Source organism: Robertmurraya sp. FSL R5-0851, from assembly GCF_038002965.1.
GTDB classification, from domain to species: Bacteria; Bacillota; Bacilli; order Bacillales; family Cytobacillaceae; genus Robertmurraya_A; species Robertmurraya_A beringensis.
The window spans coordinates 724,147-743,775 of record NZ_JBBOOE010000001.1 but is presented as its reverse complement, the minus strand read 5'-3'; the positions used below and the strand labels follow the sequence as shown (position 1 = coordinate 743,775).

The 19,629-nt window shown below is 39.0% G+C and carries 20 protein-coding genes and 1 riboswitch; of the genes, 6 read left to right on the top strand and 14 right to left on the bottom strand.

What is annotated here, in order from left to right; genetic code table 11:
• The first annotated feature begins 129 nt into the window (after nt 1–129).
• Nucleotides 130–1,314: a radical SAM/CxCxxxxC motif protein YfkAB gene (gene yfkAB, locus MKX65_RS03920; protein ID WP_160549104.1), complete on the top strand. Its 1,185-nt coding sequence runs from the start codon at nt 130–132 to the stop codon at nt 1,312–1,314.
• A 55-nt stretch (nt 1,315–1,369) separates the two neighbouring features.
• On the opposite strand, the gene MKX65_RS03915 is transcribed toward yfkAB, so the two are convergent.
• The 3 genes from MKX65_RS03915 to cax all read right to left on the bottom strand — a co-directional run bounded on the left by MKX65_RS03915 (nt 1,370) and on the right by cax (nt 4,399).
• Nucleotides 1,370–2,194, bottom strand: a complete 825-nt coding sequence (locus MKX65_RS03915; protein ID WP_160549103.1) for a YfkD family protein — start codon at nt 2,192–2,194, stop codon at nt 1,370–1,372.
• Between the two features lie 83 nt (nt 2,195–2,277).
• Complete coding sequence (locus tag MKX65_RS03910) at nt 2,278–2,880, bottom strand: YczE/YyaS/YitT family protein (protein WP_340902447.1); 603 nt, start codon at nt 2,878–2,880, stop codon at nt 2,278–2,280.
• A 460-nt stretch (nt 2,881–3,340) separates the two neighbouring features.
• Nucleotides 3,341–4,399 carry a calcium/proton exchanger gene (gene cax / locus MKX65_RS03905; protein WP_160549101.1) on the bottom strand — a complete coding sequence of 353 codons (1,059 nt, stop codon included), beginning with the start codon at nt 4,397–4,399 and terminating at the stop codon, nt 3,341–3,343.
• A 91-nt stretch (nt 4,400–4,490) separates the two neighbouring features.
• Here cax and MKX65_RS03900 point away from each other — a divergent pair, with 91 nt between their 5' ends.
• Nucleotides 4,491–4,904 carry a pyridoxamine 5'-phosphate oxidase family protein gene (locus MKX65_RS03900; protein ID WP_160549100.1) on the top strand — a complete coding sequence of 138 codons (414 nt, stop codon included), beginning with the start codon at nt 4,491–4,493 and terminating at the stop codon, nt 4,902–4,904.
• Between the two features lie 37 nt (nt 4,905–4,941).
• Here MKX65_RS03900 and MKX65_RS03895 read toward each other — a convergent pair whose 3' ends face one another.
• Nucleotides 4,942–5,328: an OsmC family protein gene (locus MKX65_RS03895; RefSeq protein WP_160549099.1), complete on the bottom strand. Its 387-nt coding sequence runs from the start codon at nt 5,326–5,328 to the stop codon at nt 4,942–4,944.
• 140 nt (nt 5,329–5,468) lie between these two features.
• Here MKX65_RS03895 and MKX65_RS03890 point away from each other — a divergent pair, with 140 nt between their 5' ends.
• Nucleotides 5,469–6,650, top strand: a complete 1,182-nt coding sequence (locus MKX65_RS03890) for an MFS transporter (protein ID WP_340902445.1) — start codon at nt 5,469–5,471, stop codon at nt 6,648–6,650.
• 250 nt (nt 6,651–6,900) lie between these two features.
• Nucleotides 6,901–8,820 carry a heavy metal translocating P-type ATPase gene (locus MKX65_RS03885; protein WP_340902443.1) on the top strand — a complete coding sequence of 640 codons (1,920 nt, stop codon included), beginning with the start codon at nt 6,901–6,903 and terminating at the stop codon, nt 8,818–8,820.
• 27 nt (nt 8,821–8,847) lie between these two features.
• On the opposite strand, the gene MKX65_RS03880 is transcribed toward MKX65_RS03885, so the two are convergent.
• Genes MKX65_RS03880 through MKX65_RS03870 form a run of 3 tightly spaced genes read right to left on the bottom strand, consistent with a single transcriptional unit; the run spans nt 8,848 to nt 10,511 of the window.
• The gene (locus tag MKX65_RS03880) at nt 8,848–9,672 is read right to left on the bottom strand and encodes a YihY/virulence factor BrkB family protein (RefSeq protein WP_160549096.1); all 825 of its coding nucleotides are present in this window, start codon (nt 9,670–9,672) and stop codon (nt 8,848–8,850) included.
• A 25-nt stretch (nt 9,673–9,697) separates the two neighbouring features.
• On the bottom strand, nt 9,698–10,024 hold the full coding sequence (locus tag MKX65_RS03875; RefSeq protein ID WP_160549095.1) for a YtxH domain-containing protein: 327 nt from the start codon (nt 10,022–10,024) through the stop codon (nt 9,698–9,700).
• Between the two features lies 1 nt (nt 10,025).
• Nucleotides 10,026–10,511, bottom strand: coding sequence for a low molecular weight protein-tyrosine-phosphatase (locus tag MKX65_RS03870; protein ID WP_340902440.1), 486 nt, complete (start codon nt 10,509–10,511; stop codon nt 10,026–10,028).
• 145 nt (nt 10,512–10,656) lie between these two features.
• On the opposite strand from MKX65_RS03870, the gene MKX65_RS03865 reads away from it, so the two are divergent.
• Nucleotides 10,657–10,881: a DUF1128 domain-containing protein gene (locus MKX65_RS03865; protein ID WP_119706724.1), complete on the top strand. Its 225-nt coding sequence runs from the start codon at nt 10,657–10,659 to the stop codon at nt 10,879–10,881.
• A 374-nt stretch (nt 10,882–11,255) separates the two neighbouring features.
• On the opposite strand, the gene MKX65_RS03860 is transcribed toward MKX65_RS03865, so the two are convergent.
• The 4 genes from MKX65_RS03860 to map all read right to left on the bottom strand — a co-directional run bounded on the left by MKX65_RS03860 (nt 11,256) and on the right by map (nt 15,126).
• A complete protein-coding gene (locus MKX65_RS03860) occupies nt 11,256–12,503 on the bottom strand; it encodes an IS4 family transposase (RefSeq protein WP_340902246.1) in 1,248 nt (415 codons plus the stop codon).
• Between the two features lie 290 nt (nt 12,504–12,793).
• Nucleotides 12,794–13,774: an HD domain-containing protein gene (locus tag MKX65_RS03855; protein WP_160549093.1), complete on the bottom strand. Its 981-nt coding sequence runs from the start codon at nt 13,772–13,774 to the stop codon at nt 12,794–12,796.
• A 361-nt stretch (nt 13,775–14,135) separates the two neighbouring features.
• The gene (locus MKX65_RS03850) at nt 14,136–14,324 is read right to left on the bottom strand and encodes a hypothetical protein (RefSeq protein WP_119706722.1); all 189 of its coding nucleotides are present in this window, start codon (nt 14,322–14,324) and stop codon (nt 14,136–14,138) included.
• A 49-nt stretch (nt 14,325–14,373) separates the two neighbouring features.
• The gene (gene map / locus MKX65_RS03845) at nt 14,374–15,126 is read right to left on the bottom strand and encodes a type I methionyl aminopeptidase (RefSeq protein ID WP_160549092.1); all 753 of its coding nucleotides are present in this window, start codon (nt 15,124–15,126) and stop codon (nt 14,374–14,376) included.
• Between the two features lie 576 nt (nt 15,127–15,702).
• Here map and MKX65_RS03840 point away from each other — a divergent pair.
• Nucleotides 15,703–16,032 (top strand): helix-turn-helix domain-containing protein, encoded by a 330-nt coding sequence (locus tag MKX65_RS03840; RefSeq protein ID WP_160549091.1) that lies wholly within the window; start codon nt 15,703–15,705, stop codon nt 16,030–16,032.
• 210 nt (nt 16,033–16,242) lie between these two features.
• On the opposite strand, the gene MKX65_RS03835 is transcribed toward MKX65_RS03840, so the two are convergent.
• From MKX65_RS03835 to MKX65_RS03825, 3 genes are all read right to left on the bottom strand, one after another.
• Nucleotides 16,243–17,358: an IS4 family transposase gene (locus tag MKX65_RS03835; RefSeq protein WP_115596741.1), complete on the bottom strand. Its 1,116-nt coding sequence runs from the start codon at nt 17,356–17,358 to the stop codon at nt 16,243–16,245.
• A 314-nt stretch (nt 17,359–17,672) separates the two neighbouring features.
• Nucleotides 17,673–17,807, bottom strand: a complete 135-nt coding sequence (sinI, locus tag MKX65_RS03830) for a DNA-binding anti-repressor SinI (protein ID WP_340902431.1) — start codon at nt 17,805–17,807, stop codon at nt 17,673–17,675.
• A 32-nt stretch (nt 17,808–17,839) separates the two neighbouring features.
• A riboswitch (cyclic di-GMP riboswitch) is annotated at nt 17,840–17,933 on the bottom strand.
• Nucleotides 17,934–18,708: 775 nt separating this feature from the next.
• On the bottom strand, nt 18,709–19,623 hold the full coding sequence (locus MKX65_RS03825; protein ID WP_340902428.1) for a pseudouridine-5'-phosphate glycosidase: 915 nt from the start codon (nt 19,621–19,623) through the stop codon (nt 18,709–18,711).
• Between the last annotated feature and the right edge of the window lie 6 nt (nt 19,624–19,629).

Below are 19,629 nucleotides of genomic sequence, written 5' to 3'. Positions count from 1 at the left end.
TATTATATAAAGTTTTTGATAGGTTGCAAGATTTATTACATTGCAAATTTAAAAGTATTTTGCATCATTGACATAAGTTATACCAACTGCTCATAATAATTAAGTATTAATAAGATAGGAGTTTTTAAGATGAATAAACAAGCAACCAAACCCAAAATCACAATTAAAAATGATGCTTGGGAGGCTTATCTAGATGTAAAACAGTATGGAAAATCAGTTCTATCCAGTATAGAATTTACTACTACTCATCTCTGTAACATGAGATGTAGACATTGTGCTGTAGGACATACCCTTACAAATAAAGACTCTAAAGCCCTTCCTCTAGAGCTATTACTGCAAAAGTTAGATGAGATTCCTACCTTGAGGACTATGAGCATTACAGGTGGAGAGCCAATGATGTCCTTAAAATCAGTAGAAAATTATGTATTACCCTTATTGAAATATGCTAATGAGAGAGGCATCTATACTCAGATAAACTCTAACCTAACATTAGACCTAGACAGATACAAGCTCATAGCACCTTATTTAGATGTATTACATATCTCTCATAACTGGGTAACAGAGGATGAGTTTATAGATACTGGCTTTGCTATGATGGAAAGAAAGCCTACTAGAGAGCAAAGAAAAGCATTATTTGACAGGATGATAAGTAACTCTAAGGCTCTATCTGATATGGGAGTTTTAGTATCTGCTGAGACAATGCTAAATAACAGGACAGTACCTCATATAGAAAAAATACATAAGCAGGTAGTAGACGAAATGGGATGTATGAGGCATGAGATTCACCCTATGTATGACAGTGGATTTGCTGGTATGACTGCATCACCTAATAAGCAAGATTCATTACCTTCTATGTATCCTTCTGACTTTGCATCAAATCTAGAAGTTCTCGGGCTAGACGAAATTCGCCAAGCGATTCAAAGATTACTTGACTTCCGAAACGAAAATGTATGGATGCTGTTCGGAACGTTACCATTCTATGCGTGTAACACAAGCGAAGAAGATCAAGCTCTCTTACAAAAGCTTTATCGTGCAAAAAACGTAACTGTCCGCAATGATCCCGATGGTCGTTCACGACTGAATATAAATATTTTCACAGGGGATGTCATCGTAACGGATTTCGGTGATACTCCACCACTTGGAAATATCCAAACCGATGAGTTACCTGGCATTTTTAATAAATGGCTTGAAACGGATTTGGCAAAAAGCTTAAGTTGCCATTGCCCAGCCGCTCGCTGCCTTGGACCGAATGTGTTAGTGAAAAACAGTTATTATAAAGGCATTGATTTTTCTACACGTAAAGCTCTTATTTAAAAATAAAGGGTCGATCACCAAGTTTAGTGATCGACCCTTTATATGATTCTCCGTCTTATCTCGGCTTATCTGGTGCGATGAATCCAAATGCCATATGGTCCTGAACAGGAATCCAAGCGCCAATTCCTTGCGACGTTACGTTTTTCACTACAATCATTTTTTTGCTGCCTTTAAGCATGATATACACTTCACCGTAAGTGACCTTTCCTTTTTCATTCACAGCTGGTGCGTATCCATACAGGTAACCAAGGCGTTTCGGCGGTACATTGTATACCTGATCCTTCTTCGTTCCTCCACCTACGACGGTCTCAAATGCCAGAGGGAGACCTGTTTTTTCAGCAGCCTTTAATAGCATCATTTTCTTTACATCCTCTGCATTAGCCACCTTTGAGGTTAAGCCACCACGTACAATTTTCTGCATTTCTTGTACATAATGCATTTGGTAGTTTGTGTTTCCACCACGATTGTCTACATAATTCGTATTAATTTTTTGATATTCCCAGTTCGGTGCCGTTTCGCTTGATTCATAATTTAACGGCCACTGCCCTAAGTAAATGATTGCACGGTAACCGACAGCAAACGGTGTACTATTCACAGTCGTTTCATTTAACATGCGAATCAATTCTGGGTTTTCAATTTTCACTTTAGAAGATTCAATTAAATCCTTAGTTAGTTCACTAGGTTGCAAGGTCGGCATATCCTGCGTTGGGTTAGGATATGTATTTTCTTTTGTAATGTTTAGTACTGAGTTTGGAATTTGAACCTGTTGTTGCTTTTCCTTTTTTGTTTCAGGTGCAGCTGGTTTTTCAGCGTGAATGGTGGAAAAAGATAAGAGCGAGAAAAGAAAGCCAACGACTAGCGCATACAATAACTTTCTCATGTAGGGAACTCCTTTCAGCTAACTCATAGATTTGATATTAGTTTTTTCGGAGTTCCATCAAATTATCCATTTGCCAAAAATTTCTACCATTTCTTAATTAACACTCTTTCCCACATCAAGCTAAAAAAAGCAATAAACGGCCCAAGACCAAGTGCCACAGCAAAGGTGCCCAAACCAATCGGACCATGAAGAAGAATGGCAAAGCATAAGGCAAGGACCTCACCTATCGTTTTGGCTGTTCCAAGAGTAATCTTGTATCTCTCCTTCAAGGCAATCATAAAATCATCAATGGGGCTCAGTGGCCATCTAGCCTGTATATACGTAGCTATCCCTAATGAAATGAGTAAGATTCCTGAGCTAAGGCTGATTAGCTTAGGATAAAATCCAACTGGATGAAAGGCATCAAACACGAATAATAGCCACCCATCGATAAAAATCCCACTAATAGCAACCGTTATGGCACATGACACTTCGGGCATCGTCTTCTTAATTAGGGCATTCAAGAAGATTAACAGTAGACCAATAATAATGGACCAACCACCTACTGTGAGCCCAAGCAAATGAGTCAATCCAACATTGAGCGAGTCCCAAGGGCCAGCACCAAGATCCGCTTTTATGGTCAGAGAAGCACCTAAAGTCAAAATAGCAAGTCCACCAACATAGAACAATAATCGATGTATAAACAACGAGTAAATAAGCCCCCTTTCGTCAAATTGTAACAATATTGTAATGTTCTGAATATTTACATAAATACTTTTATCAGCTATAATTAGCTTACATTCTTAATAAAGGAGGATAGCAGAGCATACGCTTAACACTTTTTTAAAGGAGGTTTGTAGTTTATCTTGTTATTCGTCTCTTCTTTAACGAAACCATTATCATAGAGAGGGAGTTGATAAACTAGAAAACAGGCGTCTGTATCTTTTTATTCCGACCTTGTCCAACATATTCTTGAAAATATAAATATTACTTAAAAAAATAAAAAAAGACTCTGTACCGTTTTTTGATACAGAGTCTTTTTTGGCGTTTATTATGGCTGTTTTCGTAAACATTGTTGTTAAAATCTTAAGGCCGATTTTAACGTGGCAATAGCTATTTTACACTTTAGAATTTAGTTTGCAGGCTCTTTTCTTAAGAAAAGAGCCTTTATAATAAGTAAAATCCAATCCCCATAATAAAATAGGCAGCTAGCAATGTCGCTCCTTCAAACCAGTTGGATTCTCCATCGTTTGCAATGATGATCGACAATAACACAGCGGACGCCATCGCAATCAGCTCCTGAATCGTAAACACTAATGGCATCGGTGTTGGGAAAAATAACGACACTAACACGAGTGCTGGTGCAACGAACATCGCAATTTGCAGCGTCGAACCCACCGCAATTTCTACCGCAATATCCATCTTGTTTTTATAAGCCATAATCACCGCTGATGCGTGCTCGGCAGCATTTCCAACTATAGCCACAATAATAACCCCGATGAAAAGCTCGGTCCATCCAAAGGTTTCTCCGACTACTTCAAAGGTATGAACTAGATTTTCAGAAACATAAGCAACAGCGAGTGTGGCAATAAATAAAACTCCAATTGCTTTGTTTCTTCCCCATTCCGGTACCTCTTCTTCATGTTCTTCCCCTTCATGAGAGGTTTGATAGACTCCACGGTGAGTAACCAGCTTAAAAAATAACGCCGCCAAGTATAAAAGAATTAATATCACGGAGATCCCAACGCTTAAGGACATTTTTTCCGTTTGTTCCATGGTCATTGAAAATACTTCCGGTATCACAAAGGCTACAATCACAGCAAACATTAATAATCCCGAATTATGCCTTGCGTCAAACACATTGAAGGTTTGTCTTTTGTATTTTAGTCCTCCAACAAAAAACGAAAGTCCTGCCACCAACAAAAGGTTGCCTAGTACAGAACCGGTTAATGAGGCAAGCACGACACCCGTTAATCCTGCTTTTAACGCAAATACAGAAATAATGAGCTCCACCGCATTGCCAAAGGTCGCATTCAATAAGCCCCCCACTCGAGGACCGGTAACAATAGCCAAGCTTTCGGTCGCTCTCCCCATAAAACTAGATAACGCAATAATCGTTAAACAGTAGATGATGAACATGATAATACTCGACCAGTGCATCATGGTGCCGACCACAGATAACGGTACACCAATAAAGACCAATATCAAGAACACTTTATTTGCCATACTGCCTTCCTTCTTCCATGTAAAATTTATCAGTCATAAAAACTCGATAACGAGACAGATTATAGGTAGCTTCTTAAAAGGAGAGATCATCATGGATGTAAAAGATAAAGTACTACATATGTTTGATAATCACGCGATTGGAACGCTTGCTACGATTCAAGATGGGAAACCATTTAGCCGATTTATGCTCTATTTCCACGATGGGTTGACATTATATGCAGCCACTCACAAAGATACACATAAGCTCGATGACATGAATTCCAATCCAAATGTTCATATTTTACTCGGTCTCGAAGCAGGAAGCTTTACCAGTCATTATTGTGAAATAGAGGCAACCTCCCAGGTTGAAGAATCACCGGACCTTCGGAAAAGATTTTGGGACGATTCATTAGCTGAATGGATGTCGGGCTCAGATGATCCGAATTACGTATTATTAGCTTTTAAGCCAGAAAGAATACTTTATTTTGAAAAAGCGGGCAGTGATCCAGAAGAGCTAACCATGTAAAACGAGGGGCAGAAAACTCTGCCCCTCCCTTTTATTATCATTTTGAAGCAATTTCAAACGTTTCAACGATATCAATTTTTCCAATCACGGATTGAACCATCGAGCAGTTTTTCCGTGTTAATTCCATTGCCTTATGAATTTTCTTTTCGTCTAGGTTCACACCTTTAATCGTAAAGTGAACTTTAATCACCTCGACTCGATCCGCTTCCTCTTTGTTTCTTTCCACATCTGTAGCAATGTGTATATCTTCAATCGTCATGCGCATCTTTTCAAGCACTTTGCGAAGAACTCCCCCGCTACATACAGCAACTGAAGCAACTAAAAGCTGATAAGGACGGAATCCGTAAGCTTCATCACCTGCCACATCTAATCTTCCGTATGGTGTTTCTGTGTAAAACCCGACATCCTTCATATGAAATTCCATTTTCTCACCTCGATATGATTTCATACAGATGAGATTACACTATTTTTCCATTTTTAAAAAGAACTTCATCGCAAAAATTTGTTTCAACCTCCGAAGTATTCTTGTATGATGGGAGAAGAAATATGAAGGAGAAACTACACATGAAAAATAGTAAACAGGCTTTCTGGATCCTTGTCAGCATTGTAGCGATCTCAGGCTTCAGTCAAGGAATGCTGCTGCCATTAGTCGCGGTTATTTTTGAAAAAAGCGGGATCAGTTCTGGAATGAACGGAATGAATGCTACTGCTTTATATATAGGAATTCTTCTAGCCTCACCTTTTATGGAGCAGCCACTTCGAAAATTTGGATATAAAAACATTATTTTATTCGGAGGATTGTTGGTGGTCGTTGCCCTGGCCCTTTTTCCTTTGTGGCAAAACTTTTGGTTTTGGCTTTTGCTTCGCTTTTTCATTGGGATAGGTGACCACGCCCTTCACTTTGCCACACAAACCTGGATCACTTCTTCTTCTCCAGAAGCAACAAGGGGAAGAAATCTTTCTTTGTACGGATTGTTTTTTGGGATCGGATTTGCGGTTGGACCACTGATGACACCGCTTGTTAACATTAGTCCCTCCCTTCCATTTATCATCTCATCAGCCATGTGTCTCGTCGGTTGGGTGTTTATTTTTGCATTAAAAAATGAATATCCTGACAATGATGAAGGGCTCGGTGGCTTTAAAGACACAGGCAAACGTTTTGGGCAAGCTCTAAAATACGGTTGGGTCGCATTTTTACCACCGCTTGCGTATGGATTTTTAGAATCATCCTTGAATGGAATTTTCCCGGTATATGCCCTCAGATCTGGTATTGAAGTGTCAGAAGTGTCGATCTTGCTAACTTCCTTCGCAGTGGGTGGGATTATTACACAGCTGCCGCTCGGAATCATTAGTGACCGCTTTGGACGCCGGAAAGTGTTGATTGTCATTTTGTTTCTTGGATTTACGAGCTTCTCTGCAGCGAGCTTTTTAGAAGATTCATTTCTTGGTTTATTTATTTGCTTCCTATCAGCCGGTATGGTGGTTGGTTCCACATTTTCGCTAGGAATAGCGTTTATGACGGATATTATGCCGAAAAATCTATTGCCTACAGGAAATTTGCTTTGCGGAATCGCCTTTAGCCTTGGAAGCTTAACAGGCCCTTCGATTGGTGGAGTCATCATTCAAGCCTTTGATCAAATCAGCTTTTTCCATATCGTAAGCACCCTTCTTTTTTCCATCTTCCTTGTGATCGTTGTGTTTGGGAAACGGATGAAGGTAAACTTAGCGAGTGAAAATAGTGCGTGATCCTCTAACCTTTTACTTATTTTAAAATTAAAACTATTACAATGTATGTAAAGTGGTATATCCTCTACCCATCTAAGGAAGAAAAATATATTGAGCAAATCCCTTCTGAACTCATAAAATATATGGTATGATGAACTTAATAAAATATAACCTAAGCAATACTGCTGTCATCATTAGATGACAGCTTTCGTGTTTTTTAGGGGTAATGACTTTGATTATTTTTCTCAATTAGACGAATGGAGGAGAGAATATGAATACAGAATTAAAGGCTATAGAGAGACCTATTGAAGTAAATGAAAGCTTTTTTGAAAAAGTAAAGCCGCATGCGGAATTAATCGCTGCCATTACGAGTGGGGTTCTCATTGCGGTTGGTTGGACATTAGAAAAAATCGATTGGTCGACCACATCTATTATTGCCTTTCTGTTTGCTTTTGTGATCGGTGGATTTGCTAAAGCCAAGGAAGGAATAGAAGATACGATCGCAGATAAGGAATTGAACGTAGAAATGCTGATGATCTTTGCTGCGATCGGTTCGGCGATTATCGGTTATTGGACTGAGGGGGCCATTCTAATCTTTATTTTTGCAATGAGTGGAGCACTTGAGACGTACACTATGAACAAGAGCCATAAGGAGATCTCTGCACTAATGGAGCTTCAGCCGGAAGAGGCACTCCTTATCCGCGGGAATCATGAGGCAACGGTCCATGTAAGCGAGCTTCGTATTGGCGATCATATTTTAGTCAAACCTGGTGAACGCGTCCCTTCAGACGGAAAAATTATTAAAGGCCAATCGAACTTAGATGAAGCGGCGATTACAGGGGAATCACTTCCAGTAAGTAAAGGAATCGGGGAAGAAGTATTTGCTGGTACGGTGAATGTAAATGGATCTCTTACCGTAGAGATCACCAAACCAAGTAGCGACACTCTATTTCAAAAGATCATTCAATTGGTTCAATCCGCACAAAGTGAAAAATCACCTTCTCAACTTTTCATTGAGAAATTTGAAGGAACTTATGTAAAATCAGTTCTTGCTATCGTTGTACTTATGATGTTTGTGCCACATTTTGCCCTTGGCTGGAGTTGGACGGAAACCTTTTATCGGGCGATGATTTTACTTGTGGTTGCCTCCCCTTGTGCGTTAGTGGCGTCAATTATGCCGGCAACCTTATCTGCCATTTCCAATGGTGCGAAGCACGGCATCCTTTTTAAAGGCGGAGTTCATCTAGAAAACCTTAGCCACTTACAGGCTATTGCCTTTGATAAAACCGGGACCCTTACAAAAGGGAAACCTGAGGTAACGGATATCATTGTGGTCGAAGAGTTGGAAAGACAGCCCCTTTTACAAGCAGTCGCATCCATAGAGAATCATTCGAATCATCCACTAGCTCAAGCGATTGTTACTTATGTAAAAAAAGAAACAGGGTCTACGCTAGCTCATCCGGAGAGTATTGAAGATGTATCAGGGTATGGGGTGAGAGCAAGTCTTGACGGACTGGATTGGAAAATTGGGAAAGCTGACTTTGTTGGCAAGATGGAGGCAGAAAGCTTTTCTAATGGGATAGCCAAACAGCTTGCATCTGAAGGGAAAACGATTGTTTTTGTGAAGCAAAATGAAACGCTTGTTGCTCTTATTGCATTAAAGGATGTGGTACGTGAGGAAACAAAAGCGGCCATTGATTTGTTAAAAGCAAAAGGGATATATACGATCATGCTAACGGGTGATAGTGAAAAAACGGCTGAAGCGATCGCTGGCGAAAGTCATGTGGATGAATACGTCGCCGAATGCCTGCCAGAAACAAAGGTGGAAAAACTAAAAGAAATTCGAAAGCGGTTCGGTACCGTTGCAATGGTTGGAGATGGAATCAATGATGCTCCTGCTTTAGCAACAGCCAATGTGGGGATAGCCATGGGTGAAGGATCAGATGTAGCACTTGAAACAGCTGATATCGTGTTAATGAAGAATGACCTTCCTCGTATTGCCGAAGCCATTACACTATCACAAAGAATGAATCGAATTATCAAACAAAATGTCATTTTTTCTATCACTGTCATCATGTTGTTAATTGCTTCAAACTTCCTCCAATTTTTAGACCTTCCGTTTGGGGTCATCGGACATGAAGGTAGTACCATTCTTGTGATTTTAAACAGCCTACGTTTATTAAAGTCATAGAAAGAGCCGGGGTTCATCCCCGGCTTTTTAGCATGCTTCATCCTTTATTTTGCTATATAGTGCGTTAATCTCTCCACCAATAATCATAATAATTCCTGACATGTAAAACCAAATCATCAATACAATGATGGCTCCGATGCTTCCATAAGTTGCCGAGTAATTACCGAAATTACTTACATAGTAAGAAAAAGCCAGTGAAACGAGTGCCCAACCGATGGTGGCAAAAATAGCTCCAGGTACCGCACGGACACACTTGAATTTTTTATTTGGCGCGATCCAGTACAAACCGACAAATACCGTAAACAAAATGAGTGAACTAACCACCCATCGAAGCGCATTCCAAATGGACAAAAATTCATCTGATAAACCAAATGAAGAAAATAAGAAGATGCCGATTTGTTTTCCGAAAACAGGTAGCAACAAGGCGACAATAAAGACAAAAATCATTGCAAAGGTTAATAAGATCGACATGCCCCTTGCGACAAAAAAAGAACGGCTCTCTTTGACATCGTATGCATGGTTAAATGCCCGAACAATGGCGTTAATACCATTGGATGCTGACCAAATGGTGGCAATGATCCCGAAAGACAGCAAGCCGCCATTCCTTTTTTCCATAAGGTCGTTTAAGTTGGTTTCAATCAGAGTAAAGGTTTCCGTTGGAGCAAAATCTTCCACAAAACCTAAGAGCTCTGGTTGAGAAATGGGTAAAAACGAAATCAACGTCGCTAAAAATATGAGCAATGGAAATAAAGAAAGCAGAAAGAAGTAGGCTAGCTGTGCAGCTAGTCCAAATACATCATCCTGCAATACTCTTTTTGTAAGTAAGGTAAGAAATCTCAGATCAATAACCATTCCATTCCCCCTTCTTTACGCTGAACTATTCTTCTTCGTTTTGGAAAACCTCTTTTGTTTCCTTCACAATCCCCTTTACAGCTGGTGTTACTTCGCGAAGTTCCTCGACCTTGTCTGCAATGAATGAAATATCTCCACTTACTTGCTCAACGGTTGAACGAATTTTGGTGGTTGCATCCTTCACCTGTTCGACCACTTCATCTGGATGCTTGATATAATAGGATAGCTCTCCACTTGTCTTTTTACAACCTTGTACAACAGCCTGTCTGGTGTCACGGTCGAGTAAAGTGATTGCCCCTCCGGCAAGAGCTCCCCAAAGAACACCTGTCCAAAACTTTTTTGTTCCACTCATCTCATTTTCCCTCCCAGCTTGCATTCTCATTCGTTTGAATTTCTTTTAATAAACGTTCACAGCCGATCTTTAATAAATCAAACACTTCTTGAAAGTTCCCAGTAAAGTACGGATCTGGAACATCCACTTTTTCTGCTTCCGGAACATAATCAAGCAGTTTTACAATTTTGACACTCGACTGAAGAGATTTCAGCTTATGTATATTTTTTTCATTTTGAGAGTCCATGGCCACAATATAGTCAAACTCGTTTAGATCAGCAGCAAGAATTTGTCTAGCCACCTGTCCCTCGAAACTAATTTGATGCTGACTTAATATATCCTGTGTTCCCTGATGAGGAGGCTTTCCAAGATGCCAATCTCCCGTACCCGCAGAGTCAACCGTTATTTTATGTTCTAATCCTTCCCTTTTCACTAAATCACGAAACATCGCCTCTGCCATTGGTGAACGACAAATATTCCCGAGGCATACAAATAAAACTTTAACCATAATATTTCCCTCCTTTCTATATTTTGTAGGAAAAGGAAAAGCTTTTCAACCTTTCAGGAAGGAAGTTGGCGAAATTCATTTGACTTTTATAGGGGAACATGGAAAGATAATTTTACAAGCTTGTAGAAAAAGGGGAGAACGAACGATGAACTTGTCTGAGAAATCAGTAGAAAATGTGGAATATATGATTGAAAAGATAAAGGAAAAGCTAAAGGTATTAAACTTAGGTGCCATCAAACCATCACATTTTGATGAAAATATGTATGAAGAGCTAAAAGAAATTTATGACCTCGTGATGAAGAGAGATTCGTTTAGCCCAAGTGAAACGCAGGCATTAGCGGAGGAATTAGGGAATCTAAGAAAACAATAATCGCCGATATTTTTAACGGCTGGATGGCTCAGTTTACTATACTGAGCCATTTTTTATATCTATTTTTGGTTGATTGATGAGGGAAACAGCAGGTTTGATCATTAAGCGGAGAAATTTCTCTTAATTAGAAAATAGCACTAAAAAACGCAGGAATAGACGGAAAGATTCCGCCTATTGGCTCAAAAAACGTCAAAATGGGTGATTTTACTTTGCTTAATCGGAAAATCTCCACTAGCGTTGCAAAAATATCCACAAGGATACAATGGATTTACTTTTTATGTATTTTATGTATAATTTTTACAGATTTATTTTTCGACTTTGAGCCAAAAAGTTAAGGGGGTTATATTTGAACCCAGTTATCCAAAAAATGGATGTTATTTTCTTTGTTTTTTATATTTTGCCATTGAACTAGTACTTACCCCCACCTGTTTTACAATTGCCACACCTGCATCATGAAGTTCAATTTCATTTGGCGGGTGATGGCTCTTTTGTCTTCCTTTAGATGTTCTTTGTGGTAACCGGTGTAACTCATTGAGAAAACTTTCCCATGTCCTTTCGGCATGGATGCGAAGAAGGGTGAGCACTTTCCAGGTGGTCTTCTTATTATTCTCAACTAACCTAACATATAAAGTGACACAGTACGCCGCCATAGCAAAGAAAATCTGGTTCCAGATTCCTTGAGGTTGGGTACTTTGTAGTTTAACTAGACGTAGATGTTGTTTCATCCACTTAAAAAATAGTTCAATCATCCAACGGTGCCGGTACAATTCAGTTACTTCTTCAGCTTTCAAATCCCACCGATTGGTTACTACACGGTACTCTTTCCCTTCTTCATCCGTGAATTCCACAAGACGAAGGGGCTGTTCCATGGATCTAAAACTACTCCCCATGACGACTAAGGCGTCTAGCTTAACCCTACTGCCAGCGGGAACTTCATAGGATTTTATCATGTTCGCCTTATGCCCAGCTTGGATACGCATGGCGAATGGAATCCGGTTTTCCACCCAATGGTCCATTTTTTTGTAATCCACATAGCCACGGTCCATCACATGGGTCGCATGAGGGTCTACCACGAGATTAAGCATGACTTCACGATCATCCACATTACCTGTAGAAGGAATGACCATGTCGGGATAAGCTGTGCCGGGATCGGTTATCACAATCCGAGTATGTAGCTTCACGCAATTACTATGCTTTGTAAAATACGTCCATTTTCCTAGTGTAGGTCCAAGAAGCAGAGAAGAGGAATCTACGAGATGCAGACGGCCCAAAGAAGGGATCCCTTTTCTGTTACTCGTCAATTTATTCAACTGGGTAACAGCATCAAGAAATAACTGCCGTGGCAGGACCGAAGGTAAGGCATTGACTCGACGACTTAGTTGAGATGCACTTATACTAGTGAGGCCAAACAGTTCTTCTGTACCATCCATGGCACGAATACGTTCTTCTGTTTCCTCGTAGGATTTCCAATTTCCTAGTTGCATAGCGACACAAATCCTCATTAAATTAGCGGTGGTCAGTTTTTTTACTCCGTTGTCTAAGGACGAACCCTTAAATTTTTCAAATGGTAAGAAAGAAAGGCATTTACTAAATACAGTTTGATTTGATATGATGTTATCCATGAAAGTCTCCTTTAGTCGCAGTCACGGATAACGTGGGTTCAGCTTCTACTTTAGGAGATTTTTTTGCTTTCGTCCATAAAAATAGCCCCTTATCAATTGATAGGGGGCTATTTAAATATATTTTTTTGCCTGTGGATACATATGCAATGCTAGTGGAAAATCTCCGCTTATATCCCCTGAACAGAGCTCTACTCTGCCGTTTAACGGAAAAATCTCTGCTTATTTTTTTGTAAGATACATTGTATACCGAATTGAGGGGGGACAACAGCCATTGTACCCCCGGCTCTTTTTTACTGTTCCAACACTTCCGTGATTAATAATGTGTGATTTTCCCCTAACGAAACTTCTTCATTCGAATCTAAGTATCGCACGAACGGTCTTTGAAGATTACCTCTCACTTTCGTGACAATCGCTTGGCGCCCATTATTGAGAATGACCTTCGTTCCTGGAATAAAGTGTGGTACCTCTTGGACAAACAGCTTTACCAAGTCTGTGCTAAAAAGCGTTCCACTCTTTGTCATCACATACTCCATTACCTCATGAGGAGGAATTCCCTTTTTAGATAATGCATTTTCGTAAAAATTTGCAATGCTGCAGATTTGAGCAAATTCATGTATTTCTTTTTCACGTAACCCTCTAGGTACGCCACTACCATCAAAGGCCTCGTGGTGCTGATAAGCAACATGAGCAGAGAGCAAACTCACTTCTCTCGTCTTTCGTAAATATTCAAACCCTACTCTTGGATGATCATCCTTCAGAGGAGTTAGAACTTTTCCTATGTCATGAACCAAGGCTCCGACAGCTAAATCACGAATTTGCATTTGGGAAATGTGATATTTTTTCGCAATTTGTAATGCAAGAAGTGTGACATTAACCGAATGGGCGTATTCTCGTAGCTCTTCCGCTAATGATGAGGCAGGTATTAAAAGAATAGCCTTTCTTTTGTTTACTTCCTCCACCAGCTTTATCGCGAGCTGTTGAATGGGTCTAATCGGAAGTTCTTCCTTTTTCTCTACCGCTTTATAAACCGCTTGGAGTACATCTACTGCATCCACCCATGTGGGTACATCGAGCATCTCCTCCAACGAAATTCCGAATGACTCTGCGTCCTCTATAAATAAATATCGAATATCAAGATCGATTAACTTTTTCAGGTAGGATGGATGGATTGAGCGGCCGGCTGCAAGAAGCACCCTTTTTTGCCGATCAAATACCGGTTTCGCCAACTGCATGGTACGTGGCTCATATTCATCAATTCGAATTAATCTCATGCTTACTCCTTCTACAATCATTATTACCCTTAGTATACAAATTGTTCGATAGCATTACTATTGTCCTTTACTCCTAAGTTTCATTTCATCTATAGGATTGATAGAGGAATAGTTTGGATGGACCCTTCAAATAATATGATTGAGTGATTTTATCATCGAAAGGAGGAATGTCCGAATGGTACGTAAACTTCTTATGATTTTACTTGCTGGTTTTCTAGTTACGTCTGTTGTTGCTTGTGACGACGCACCAGGAGAAGATGAGATTGGCGATGGCGAAGTACAAGATGAGGAATAAAAGTTTTTAAAACAATAAGGGAACAGCACTAGTTATGTGTTGTTCCCTATTTTTGATCATATGCCCTTATACGCCCATCTTACGGCGTTGATTGCTCACCTTTTTGGTTTGCTGGCTTTTCATTTTCTTTGTGGTCGCAGGACCGTTGGCGCTAGCTTTTCCTCCTGCTTGCTGATTTTTCTTTTTTTCTAGTTGTTGCTTAATCGCTTCTTGTAAGCTAATTTTCTTTTTTTCTGTTTCATGATTTTCTGTCATGGGACTTCCTCCATCTAAATTCATATAGTTTTGTGTTGATAGTGATTGATTATTCTCCTTGGTCGGTTAAAATGATCGGACCATTCTTCGTGATGGCGATTGTGTGCTCAAATTGAGCCGAGTTTTCCCCATCAATGGTACGAGCGGTCCAACCATTGGAATCCATTTTGGTTTCGTAACTTCCGACATTCACCATCGGTTCGATCGTAAATACCATTCCTTCTTTTATGCGTGGACCTTTTCCTGGTAGTCCAAAGTGCGGAACATCCGGCTTTTCATGAATGGAGGTGCCAATTCCATGGCCAATAAAGTTTCTTACGACCGAGAATCCCTCTCCTTCCACATAGGTTTGGATGGCATGTCCGATATCTCCGATTCGATTTCCTATAACGGCTGCTTCAATTCCTTTGTACAAGCTCGTTTTTGTTACCTCTACCAAACGTTTTGTTTCTTCGGAAGCTTCTCCCACCATATACGTCCACGCAGAGTCTGCTAAGGCACCATTCACATTAACAACCATATCTATCGTGACAATGTCCCCTGTATTTAGTGGTTCTTTTCTTGGAAAGCCGTGGCAAATCTCATCATTAATGCTTGCACATGTTGCATACTCGTAACCTCTGTAACCCTTTTGCTGAGCAATAGCACCATGCCGGGCTAAATATGTATCAACAAACTGGTCAATTTCCCAAGTGGTTATTCCTGGTTTGATTATTTTTTTAATTTCTTTATGACAAGCAGCCAGAAGCTCCCCTGCTTTTTTCATTGCCTCAATCTCACGAGGTGATTTTAAAACAATCATTTATCTCACCTTCCCCCAAATCCCAATAATGTATAGTCTTTATTGTACTCTCTATTGGTCTATATTAGCAAAGCATTCCTATGTCTAATTTTGTTAGATATCCTCAAACAATAGTCAATCAAACGTTTGATTGAATTCCCTTCCCCCCTTTAATACCAACAAACACAAAAAAAGAATTTGTCGAACAAAAAAAACAGGTTTCACCCCCCCCATTCCCGGGTATAAAAGGGTGTCAGACACCCTTCGTGGACAAAATGGACCATTCTGTCTTTTTGTGGTGTCTGTCACCGTTCGTGGACAGATGGGGCGGTTTTGTACGTCTGGGGTGGACAGTGGAAATTTTTTATTTATGCCCACAATTAACACTTTCATTGCGGACTGTATTGTGTATAATGCTACATAGAAGTATTAAAAGTGGTTAATCCGTTTTTAATTACCAGAACCGTAATTACCTTCCATTTGTGACTAACTAAAGAAATTTTAAGAACGGAATCTACTATTTTCGTTCTGAATATGGAACTACCCAATTTTTTTTGCTATTATGAATTCATACAGAGAGATAGGTGAGTGATCTAGATGATTGGAGATCGTGTTAAAAAACTTCGTCTTGAGAAGAAAATGTCCATGTCTGAGCTAGCAGAACAAGCTGGTGTCGCGAAATCATACTTAAGTTCATTAGAAAGAAATTTACAAACGAATCCGTCTATCCAATTTCTTGAGAAAATTTCAGCTGTCCTTCATGTACCAGTTGATCATCTTATACATGAGCACCCAAATAAAGACGAACTAGATTCTGACTGGATGAAGCTTGTGAAAGAGGCTATGAACTCCGGGGTTTCGAAGGATCAATTTAAAGAATTTCTTGAGTTTAATAAATGGAGAAGTAACCAATCAAATAATAGCTAATGCAAAAAAGACAAAATCCAGGTGATTTTGTCTTTTTTTGGCTCTTTTTTTATACTTTGTAGCACTAGCGTTGCATAAATAGTGTCTTAATTTTCAGTTTAATTGTTCTTCCGGTTTGGAGCCAAAAAGGTAAATCCCTAATTAAAGGTGGCTCCATCCATTTGGAAATTTATTTACAATTAGACCTGTGTGACAACGACAATTAGTTTATTAAGGGATAGCTTTGCCTTCAATTTTTCGAAGCCAGATGTGTGCTGGTTTCCATAAGGCTGCCCTTAAATAACGGCTTATTTGTAAGGTTTTTCGCTTACTTTTTGTTTCAATTTGTGCTAGAACATGTAAGCAAAATACAATCAGCGCAATAAAAACTTGATTCTGAATGGCCCAGTCACTTTGTCCGTAGAATTTCTTTATGTTGAGATGTTGCTTAATCCATTTAAAAAATAACTCAATCGCCCAACGAGATTTATACATTTCAGAAATTTCTTCGGCACTCAAATCAAAGCGATTCGTGATTAAGTGAAGTAGGTTCCCTTTTGAATCCATGACTTTTAAAAGGCGAAAGTAGTTTTCAGCTCGATTTTGAATCGTACCAATGATCACCATTTGATCCGACAAAACAGTCGTTCCTTCTGGGAGTTTAAAATCACAAACTTCCCTGATGACGGCATTTTTTCGCAATCTGGTGAGGAAAAAGAAACCATCATCGGTCATTCGATCAAAGCGTTCGTAGTCTAAGTATCCACGGTCAAACACATACATGCATTCTTTGTCATCCACCATGATTTCAAGCTGATTGCGATCATGTTCCTTTGCCGTTGTCATGATCGCTTTTTCAGGATAGGAAATCCCTTTTTCCATAAACACAAGGCGTAGATGCAGTTTCACACCGGCCTTTGTTTTGCGGAATTTAGCCCAACGATGATTGGTCAAATTCAGTGGCAATGTGCTTGAATCGATGATTTTTAACGGCATGACCAGTTTTGTATAGTGTGTTTTAGCATGAATTTGTGATACTAAATCGAGAAATAGCCTTTGGAAAAGGTCAGGATTCAACCCATTTAATCGACGTGATAACTGAGAAATACTAATAGAATCAAGGTTGATCTCCTTTTGAAGTTGGTCATTGAAAAGACTATCACTTAGTGCATGAAGACTCTCAACTTCCTGTAATTGTGCAAACAGGAATAATTTTAGGAACGATTCAGTCGTTAATTTTTTCGTATAGAAATCTAATTTCAATGTTTTCACTTGCTCCTCAAATAAATGAGAATTAATTGGTGAAAACCATTGTCCAAATGAATTTTTTCGTGTAATCTTGTCCATGTGAGATGTCCTTTATTAGTGGATTTGGACGGGTTACCACCTGACTTTTCCATTATAAAGGACTTTTTCTTTGCACAAAACGAAAATAGTGAAGATTATGGGTATTTTTAATATTGAAATTTAATTAGTGCAACACTAGTGACTTTGTAGCATAATTTTAATAAAAATAGCTATTTCCACGTTAAAATCGGCTTTTAGATTTTAACAACAATCTTTATGAAAACTGCCTATTACAAAACAAAAAGCATTCCTATCCGGTCCATCCTTAACAGAAATACTTTCATTATATGTATGAAACAACACTGAGTTTCTTTTTATCTTTTGATTTCAGTCTCATCTAAAAATCTTCTAATCTCTTCTTTCTCCAGGCCCAACTTTTTTGCTTCAATGATTAACATCATCCACTCATAGTCTAGCTCTTCTAATGTCACTTCACTCGTTTCCAACATTCCTCAATCTCCCCCTAAAATACAATCGTATTCCAGGCAGTCCAGCCGTCTTAGCAAAAAACTTCCAACTACCTTAGACCTGCGACTTTGCGTCCCCCCTTTTCAGAAGGTTTGCCTTTTTCTGCGTTTTATTCTCCTAATGTGATTCACTTATCAATCATTTTACTACTCGATTTTAGTAAATTGTGTAAAAATTTGTCATACACTTAAAAACTATCCCAACTTTTTAGCAACAGTATTCGACAAAGACCTCCATAAAGAACAATTGAACACCAAAGGGTACATACATTTTTTTACATTTATAAAAATTTGCACAAAAATCATAAGTCTTCCTGTCGCCCACTGTCGAAATCATTTTTAAAATTTTCTGACTTTTGTTAATTAAGTCTTTATTCCTAGTTTTTGTTTCTCATAGGCTTTCAATTTTCTTTGGATTGGTATGATATTTACATGTACCCTTTCAAGTGTAATTGCGTCAAAAAATGGTAACTTTGTTAGGTTATGACCACATATAGGACAGATCCACTCCCCTGCTTCCGAACTGCTGTAAGAAGGGCGATAGCATTTGTCACAGTTTTTCCGGTACATTCCTGCCACCTACTATTCTAATAGTTTTCGTTTGTTATTCTGTTATTTTTTGTTCTATATAAAGAATTACTTACTTTTATTTTAGACGCAAGTACAGTTAAAACTAAACACCCTAAAGTGACCATTTTTTCGTTATAATGAACGATTTTCTTTCATTTTCATCTCCATTCTCCTTATATCTTACTTTTACAATTTTTTTTAAGAACAACTCGTTCGTAACAATGTACAGATCGACCTATTGTAAAACTATTTCTATTTTTATGCATAAAAAAAGGAATCAGTCCTTATTAGACTGACTCCTTCATGATAATTTTTAAGATAAAGTGTTAAGTTGAACAGCTATTTTTGATCCAACATCAGCATTATTTTTCACCAATGCTATATTAGCTTCCAAGCTTCTTCCTTCTGTAAGTTCTTTCACCTTTGCTAAAAGGAATGGAGTAACATTTTTACCTGCAATCTCATTTTCCTTTGCTTCTTTTAATGCCGATTCAATTACACCGTTGATAAATTCCTCTTCAAGAGCATCTGTTTCTGGGATTGGGTTCGCAATAACCACTCCACCCTTCAATCCTAGCTCCCACTTTGTATGAATCATGCTTGCTGCTTCTTTTTCATCTTCCACTTGAACGTTCACTTGGAAAGGACTTGTTCTTGTATAAAAAGACGGAAGAACTTCTGTACCAAATCCAACGACGGGCACCCCATGCGTTTCTAAGTATTCAAGTGTTAAACCAATATCAAGAATCGATTTTGCTCCTGCACACACAACAGCCACATTGGTTTGAGCAAGCTCTTGAAGATCAGCTGACACATCCATTGTTACTTCAGCTTCACGGTGAACTCCACCAATTCCACCGGTTACAAATACTTCGATCCCAGCAAGTTCTGCACAGATCATCGTGGCCGCTACCGTTGTAGCTCCATTTTTCTTTGTCGCCACTAGGTATGGTAAATCTCTACGGCTCGCCTTTTCAATATCATTTCGAGTAGCAAGCAGTTCTAACTCTTCGTCTGATAAACCGATTTTTATTTTTCCGTCTAAAATAGCTATCGTTGCTGGTACGGCACCATTTTTACGAATAATGTCTTCTACTTCCTTTGCCGTTTGTACATTTTGTGGGTACGGCATTCCGTGAGAAATGATCGTTGATTCTAATGCCACGACTGGTACATTATTTTTTTTCGCTTCTAACACTTCTTGTGAGTATTCTAAGTATTTTTCCATGTTTGA